Origin of the sequence: Acinetobacter sp. UBA3132, from assembly GCF_002364825.1 — a bacterium.
Taxonomy (GTDB): domain Bacteria; phylum Pseudomonadota; class Gammaproteobacteria; order Pseudomonadales; family Moraxellaceae; genus Acinetobacter; species Acinetobacter schindleri.
In genome coordinates this window covers 1-7,507 of sequence record NZ_DEZM01000195.1, presented here as the reverse complement: position 1 = coordinate 7,507, position 7,507 = coordinate 1, and the positions used below count along the sequence as shown (strand labels likewise).

At 39.5% G+C, this 7,507-nt stretch carries 7 protein-coding genes and 1 pseudogene; 3 read left to right on the top strand and 5 right to left on the bottom strand.

The window, feature by feature from the left end; all coding sequences use genetic code 11:
* A pseudogene (locus B4033_RS10730) lies at positions 1-293 on the top strand (DUF159 family protein); the annotation flags it as partial.
* Positions 294-386: 93 nt separating this feature from the next.
* Here the strand turns inward: B4033_RS10730 and B4033_RS10725 are convergent.
* Positions 387-851 carry a MarR family winged helix-turn-helix transcriptional regulator gene (locus B4033_RS10725; RefSeq protein WP_004815629.1) on the bottom strand — a complete coding sequence of 155 codons (465 nt, stop codon included), beginning with the start codon at positions 849-851 and terminating at the stop codon, positions 387-389.
* Positions 852-1,673: 822 nt separating this feature from the next.
* Between B4033_RS10725 and B4033_RS10720 the strand changes: the two genes are divergently transcribed.
* A complete protein-coding gene (locus B4033_RS10720; RefSeq protein WP_004892844.1) occupies positions 1,674-3,200 on the top strand; it encodes a TerC family protein in 1,527 nt (508 codons plus the stop codon).
* Positions 3,201-3,625: 425 nt separating this feature from the next.
* Entirely contained in the window at positions 3,626-4,357 is a 732-nt protein-coding gene (locus tag B4033_RS10715; RefSeq protein WP_262478424.1) for a hypothetical protein, read from the top strand.
* Positions 4,358-4,383: 26 nt separating this feature from the next.
* Here B4033_RS10715 and thiM read toward each other — a convergent pair whose 3' ends face one another.
* The 4 genes from thiM to B4033_RS10695 form a co-directional block, all read right to left on the bottom strand.
* On the bottom strand, positions 4,384-5,211 hold the full coding sequence (thiM, locus tag B4033_RS10710) for a hydroxyethylthiazole kinase (protein WP_262478422.1): 828 nt from the start codon (positions 5,209-5,211) through the stop codon (positions 4,384-4,386).
* Positions 5,212-5,243: 32 nt separating this feature from the next.
* On the bottom strand, positions 5,244-6,404 hold the full coding sequence (locus tag B4033_RS10705; RefSeq protein ID WP_273798905.1) for a hypothetical protein: 1,161 nt from the start codon (positions 6,402-6,404) through the stop codon (positions 5,244-5,246).
* A gap of 154 nt (positions 6,405-6,558) precedes the next feature.
* The gene (locus B4033_RS10700; RefSeq protein ID WP_004815641.1) at positions 6,559-6,816 is read right to left on the bottom strand and encodes a hypothetical protein; all 258 of its coding nucleotides are present in this window, start codon (positions 6,814-6,816) and stop codon (positions 6,559-6,561) included.
* 254 nt (positions 6,817-7,070) lie between these two features.
* The coding region (locus B4033_RS10695; protein WP_376745283.1) for a hypothetical protein at positions 7,071-7,507 on the bottom strand (437 nt) is incomplete at its 5' end.

The following is a 7,507-nucleotide window of genomic DNA, read 5'->3' as shown; positions in this document are numbered from 1 at the left end:
CGCTCTTCCGATCTTATGAAATTGCACGTGTGCAGGATGAGATCGTACGTTCAAGCACTATGATTACCATGGACGCAATTGATCATCCTATGATGAAGGATTTCCATGAACCGGGAAATATCAAGCGTTCTGTTATTGTGATTCCACATCAGCGTATGGATGAATGGCTAAATCTGAAATCATCGAATATACAGTCTTTTGTTGAGGGATTTCCCGTAGAAGAGTTTGAGTGTTCACATGTACCCAAGGAGGTGATCAAAAAAATTAGTCCCCAAATGAATTTTTTTGAATGATTCCTGAAGAAGCAGAAAGATAAAGCTAGCCTATGAATTCATCTTTCTGCTTAAGTCACGCTAGTGCCTGATCAGTTTTTTATAGTTTTTAGATCAGCGCGCAAGGTTTTTGAAGATGTGACGTAAACTTTCCATGGTTTTTTCGATTTGAAGTGGTGTTAGGCCTTCAAATGACTGTTCCAGAACAATGTTAGTCAGGTCATTAATCTTATGGAACATCTCATGTCCTTTTTCTGTAAGAACCACACGCGTAATACGTGCATCGTCTTCACAAGAATAAGTATTAACCAGGCCTTCGTCTTTAAGACGATAGACGATTTTCGTGGTGGTCGACATTTTAGAAACCACCATCTCGGAAAGATCAGACACGCTCGCATGTGGTTTCGCTTTTAAGGCAAGCAGAATACGGCGACGTGAATTGTCAACGCCATATTTCTTGAGCGCGTGGTCAACATTTAAAACATATTGTGCGTGGACTTGAGTAACCCAATAGTAGGGAAAATTTTCTAAAGTAAATTCTTCTGTTGAAGGTAAAAACTTCGCATACTTTTTAGTCATGGTAGATTCCTTGTATTTATTTTTGTAAGGCAGTTACATTCTATGAAAATGTTTATATAAGTTTCAACCATTATTTTTAAAAAATGCGACAAAATGTGAATCAATGTTTTTAATAATGCTAATAATTGACACAAATTATCGGCTGGTCGAGAAAGACCTAAGTTTACCTATTTTTAACTCATCTGTTACCTATTTACTTCTGCCATACATCGGGAAATTTGTTATGAATTTTGATCCAATTATAAATAAAATTATATGAAAGAAAGATTTAGTAGTAAGATTTAAACTTGAAGGTGTATTTAACCCGATGAATGTCACTTTAATTTTTAAAATAAAATAAGGAAAGCGTGGGGAAGATCAGTGATTGGAGGATAGTGGCGTCTTTATTAAGTCATTCTTCATTCCGATATGAAGAAATTCGTTACTAAAACTATTTATGAAAATATCTCTAAGCGTTATCTCTATTTAGGGATATATCTGAGAAAAGCTGGTACTGATATTGATGATGAGAGGGTGATTGTTTACGAAAACTGATGAGTGACTTGGAAAGCAACGCTTTTTTCGCATATCAGCTAAACTAATACGACGACAGGGGTTAAGTGAAGCACTGAAGAACAATCCTGGCTATTAATCATTAACCAGTTTGTATAGACTTCTATATAAACAAGTATTTACGGAATTAATATAAAAAGACCATTACAAATTAAAAGCTTTGTGCATAATAAGAGAGTCTTAAGTCAAAAAGGTTAAAATTATGGATCCCTCGCCGTGCGTTGATCTTCCATCTTTATTTCTAGCTTACTCGAACGGGGTAATTCTCTAATGGAGTTTTTATTAGATCCCGGAATCTGGGTGGGTTTAATTACACTTATTATTCTTGAAATCGTTTTAGGTATTGATAACCTAGTCTTCATTGCCATTCTGGCTGAAAAATTACCTCCTGAACAACGCGATAAAGCCCGTGTGATTGGTTTATCTCTGGCGTTGTTTATGCGTTTAGGATTGTTATTTGCAATCTCTTGGTTGGTTACCTTAACCGAACCTTTAATTACCATATTTGATAAAACATTCTCTGGTCGAGATCTGATTCTCTTGGGTGGTGGCTTGTTCCTGGTCTATAAGGCTGTGGGAGAGCTGCATGAGAAGATGGAAGGCAAGCCCGAAGTCAAAGTCACAACGAATGTCGTCTATGCAGGTTTTACTGCCGTTGTTGCTCAAATTGTGATTCTAGATGCAGTCTTCTCGCTCGATTCGGTGATTACCGCAATTGGTATGGTCGACAACATCTATGTGATGATGGTGGCAATGGTTGTCGCAATGATGGTGATGTTGCTTGCCTCCAAGCCTTTAACTGCCTTTGTTAATCGTCATCCAACCGTCGTGATTTTGTGTTTAAGTTTCTTACTCTTGATTGGTATCAGCTTGATTGCAGAAGGTTTTGGCTTCCATATTCCAAAAGGCTATATCTATTCAGGTATTGGTGTTGCTATTGCTATTGAGGCGTTTAACCAGTTTGGTCAGCGCAATGTTGCAAAACATGAAGCAAAAATTCCATTACGTCATCGTACTGCCGACTCGATTTTAAAATTGATGGGCGGCCGAGTAGAAACCAGCAGTCCAGATATGAATGCTGAAGCACAAGAAACCTTTGCAGATGAAGAGCGCTATATGATTGGTGGCGTGCTCACTTTAGCGGAACGTTCTGTAGCATCTATTATGACACCGCGGGGCCATATTTCTTGGGTAAATCTTGATGATAGCCCAGAACAGATTCGTGAAAAAATCTTGTCGGTACCGCATAGTCTGTTTCCAGTCTGTCGTGGCAGTCTGGATAAGGTGATCAGCGTTGTTCGTGCCAAAGAATTGCTGGATGTACTGGAAGAACCAGAAGCGTTAAAAGCACTGATTAAGCGTCATCGTCCTATCTTTATCTTTGAAAATATGAAGGTTATTGATGCAATTAATACCTTGCGGACTTCTAAAGGTTCTTTGGTTCTGGTGAGTGATGAGTTTGGTCATGTACAGGGTCTGATTTCACCACTAGATGTATTTGAAGCGATTGCAGGGGAATTCCCGGATGCAGACGAACAGCTGGATTTAGTTCGTGTGGATGATACGCATTGGATTGCTTCAGGCATGCTGGATCTGTATCAGCTGGAACTAGAGCTAGGTATGCTGGATCTGATTGAAGAAGATGCTGGTTATATCAGTGTTGCAGGTCTGATTCTGGATAAAACCAATGGTCATGTAGAAGTTGGTACAACACTGGAGCATCAACAGGTTACTTTCCAAGTGACTGAAATGGAAAATAATCGTATTAAGTCGGTGAATATCCATTACCAAGGTTAAGTTTGATGTTCTGACTTAAACTGGTTTATCTAGGAAAAGCCAGCAAGTAGTTACTTGCTGGCTTTTTTATGCCTAAATACTGTGATACAGACAGTAGAATAATTTTAAGCTTGGAAATTAGTCAGTCAGCTAAAAACTATAAAAATTGCTTATTTTCTTCAAAAAATTGAGGTTAAAAATACATAATCAAATAAAAGCTTGATACAGGTCTCATAATTTATATATAATAACTATTAAATTCAATAACTTAAATTTATAGTGAACTATTTGGTAACTGATAAGTCTGATATTGTGTATAAGAGCTTAAAAATCCTATGCTAATCTGCCAAATCAGAAGATTTACTAATCACACGCTTTTAGCTCGGAATCAGTAGAAAAGTATCATGAATTAACTGATCTGCCTGCCGCTTCAATGGATGACATACATGAAAATCAGAGAAACCATCATTGATTTTGCAACTTTGCCAGCCCAGCAGAAACATGATTTTTTTCAGCAGATGCTGGAATTTGATCAACTCATTTTTCCCTTTGCGTCTGTTGAACAGCTATATCAATATGTGCATGATCCAGAAGCAGTTTCTGTACCAGTCATACAGTATTTCGTCGGAGAGCGGCTGATTGGCCAGAATATTATGCCAATTCTCAAATTGCAGCTGCAGGACAAACCTATTTTTGTGGTGACTTCACGTGCCGGAGTACTTGAACAGTATCGTCGTAGTAATCTGACTTTAAAGACTGCCATTCGTGTGGCTTTACGCTATCGTTTACGTTATCCGGCCATTCCACTTTGGTTTGTCACTACCTTGATGCAGCCGAAGGTCTATACCTTGTTTGCATCACGTAGTCGTTATTTCTATCCAAGAAAGGGTTACACCATGCCGACTGCTCATCAATCCGTACTTGAGCTGATGCACAGATACAAGTCTCAGGTAGATAAACGCGGGCAGGGTATTTATGTTGCACCGGCACTAATGCCTAAAGTCACGCCAGATCAGTTGATTCGACTGCGCAAACGCAGTGATGTTCATTACCAGTTCTTTATGCAGCACGTGCCAGACTATTTTGATGGGAAAGGATTGATGTGTGTTTGCCGCTTAGATTTCAAAACAATTTCTGAAACAATTATGAATCTGGCTTTCGGGAAATCTGTGCACTAGACACAGCTTTCCTTAATGATAATAAATCAAAGCAGCTCAAAATCAGCATATTGTTGAATAATTTCAGGATTCAACAGATGAATCTGATCGATAAAGGCAACATTAAAGCTGCCCAGTGTAGAGGTAATTTCAGCAGCCTTTTTACCGGCAATCGCGAAATGCAGATGTGCAGCAGTTGCCGCAATTACGGGGTTAGCCACAGCACTATAAGCTGCAATCAATGCACCCAAGGCACAACCTGTTGCAGTCACACGTGGCTGTAATTCTGATCCGCCCATCACCTTAATCACAGGATAATCCTGCGATATAATGTAATCTGATTCTCCGGAAATGGCGATGCACTGGCATTGTGCCAGCAATGATTTAGCTTGTTGATAGACTTCTGAGCTGTCTAATGTCGTACCTACACCTTTGCCTGTAACCTGTTTGCCTGCCAGAGTACCGATCTCGGAGGCATTGCCACGTACGATAGTTGGCTGAAATGCCATTAATTGATCAGTCACTTCTGAGCGCCAGTGCAGAATTGAACCATAACCAACGGGATCCAGCACCCAGGGTTTTTTAATCGCATTCGCAGTCTGTGCAGCAATCAGCATAGCCTGAACTTGTTCAGATGTTGGTGTTCCTAGATTCAAACTGACGGCTGCTGCAATTCGGGCAAAATTTTCAGCTTCAAAAGGATTGTCAATCATGGCAGGTGCAGCATTCGCAGCCAGTAGAACATTCGCTACATAATTACTGGCAACCGCATTGGTCATGATATGCACTAAGGGTTGCTGTTGTTGTAATGCTGTCCAGGCATCACAAACACCTTCTAGAATGTCATGGTGCAGTTGAGAAAGATTGGTATTCATATTGATATTCACAGTGCGTCTGGCTGAATCCATCAGCGGGTAAAATAATGGTCTTGATGTTTGCAGTTGCGGCAGCAGAGACTGACATAGTCCGTGGCATCATAATCTACGGTTAGTTCCTCAGAACCACAATGCATACAGCGTTTATTGGAATAGAATTTTAAACGAGGCTCAATCTGCTGCCATGAACGCCAGATTGGCTGGAAGAAAATATTTTCATCATAGCCAAGAAAATGAAAGAACAGAATTGCACTCATTTTGCTTAAAGGCAATTGTGGTGGGCGCGGCAGGGTAGAGGTTTCCCATTTTTCGTTGATGGCACGTTCACGGTACTGCTGCAGGGTTTTTTTCAGTAAATTCGTATTGATGAAATTTTCATTGCGGGCTTGCAAGGCTTTCTGTTTGTATAAGTATTCCAGCGCCGTTTGTACCAGATAATAAATCTGTCCGACTGCCAATACATCCAGCATGCGGTAGCAGAAGGTCTGAAAGCTTTTATTACCCGCAATCTGAATGCCCCAGCTACGACAATAAAACTGGGCAAATTGAATCACTTCCTGATACAGCAGAAAATATAGGGTTTCTTTAACATCATCTGCACTTTTAAAAGGCACGCCTTTGCTTAAGTTCTCAAAGAACCAATGGCGTAATTGCTGGGTAATGCTGAACAGGCTCGGCTCTGAATAGCCATCCAGACGCACATTAATATAATAATGCTGCTGATCGGCATTAAAGTCTTTCAGACTCAGAATATTTTCCTTGCTGAGGCGCTTAACTAAAGCGTTTTGCATCAGATAATTTGGACTGATGTTGTGATATTTGATCTGATCCCAGTCTATATATTCAGCGTGCTGGCTGTGCTCATGTACATGATCATCCAGAATCGCCAGCAAAAATAATTTGTTTAAAAAGCTGAGCTGACCTAATTCATATTGATGTACATCTTTCTTACTTTGATGCTGGCGATTTTCCTGCAGACGTGTTTCCTTCATTTGACGTCTACGATTGGCCAGACATTTTTCACAGAAGCAATTATGTTTTTGGTCAGGATAAAGCTGATGATGACAGTGACTGCATTCGTGATAATTCAGTTCCTGATCAAATTGTTCTGCCTCGACCCAGTACATGGCTGCCTGACACAAGGGACATGCGGTACTTTCATCAAGCTGTTTCTGCAAAACATTAAGCGTCATATCAACTAGCAATCGTAAAATGAAGAAGGAAAATCATTATACACAGTGCAGCTTGGGCAAGTGTGGTTCAGGCTAAAGTTTTCATCATGAGCTGATAATCAGACATGCAAGAGGACCACTTAAGTGGCCCTCTATTTATTGTTGAAAATGGTCTTTAGACTGGGCAAGGCAGGGTTTCGTCCTCTTCACCCAGATGTTTGGCATTGATTAAAGCCTGGACTTTTTTAGGCTGAACCTTTTTGGAACCAAGTGCATTATAGCTGTTCAGAATAGCACCCACTTCATAGGCTTGCATCTTGATGCCCTCACAGCTCATAAACAGTGCAATTACTTTATGGTCAATATTGGCTTGATCGAGTGCTTGCAGGGTCTTGATGTTTTCAACACGTACGATATGTTCTTTAAGATACATAGTTCACCTCATTTTTTATTGTAGATATAGTTGTGTAATCTGCACGTTTAAATAAAAGCAAGAAGTATGCACAAAACTGTTTTTATGTATTGAACTTTTGAAATACAGAATAAATTGAATGTAGGATATTGATTTATTTAATATTAAAAATATTTAAAATCATTATTAAAATGAATGGTTTCTGGCTTAGAGATACTTAATTCCATATTAGTGTGCTTTTCAATACAGCCTTGTGCATGAAAATGTACATAAGCTTAAATACATGTACGCAACTGATTGGCTAGCTTGCGATTCAGTGCTTCCTTTCTTGCCAGATTTAGCTGTATTCCAAACGAGATTGGCATATTCAGTTGTGGGCTGGTATACACGGCAAAAAGAATTTTATTGTCTTTATTTACAGCAAACGTATATTCACCTGTTTGTTTTTCTCTGAGCATTTCAAAGTAATTATAATGTATGAGAGAGGGTGGGTTCCCCACACCCATAGCAGAATCGTAGGACAGGTTAATCTGCTTTAAATGTGGAAAATACATCACATCCTGAATCTGGTCAGGTTCAGAGTTGGCGACACTGATCATGAGAATTGTATTGGTTTGTGTGGAAGCCAGACATTGATAGGGCATTTTCCCTGAATAATTTGCAGCCTGAACAGAAGCGATATGGAAAACAGAAAAGCCGGCAAACATTAGAA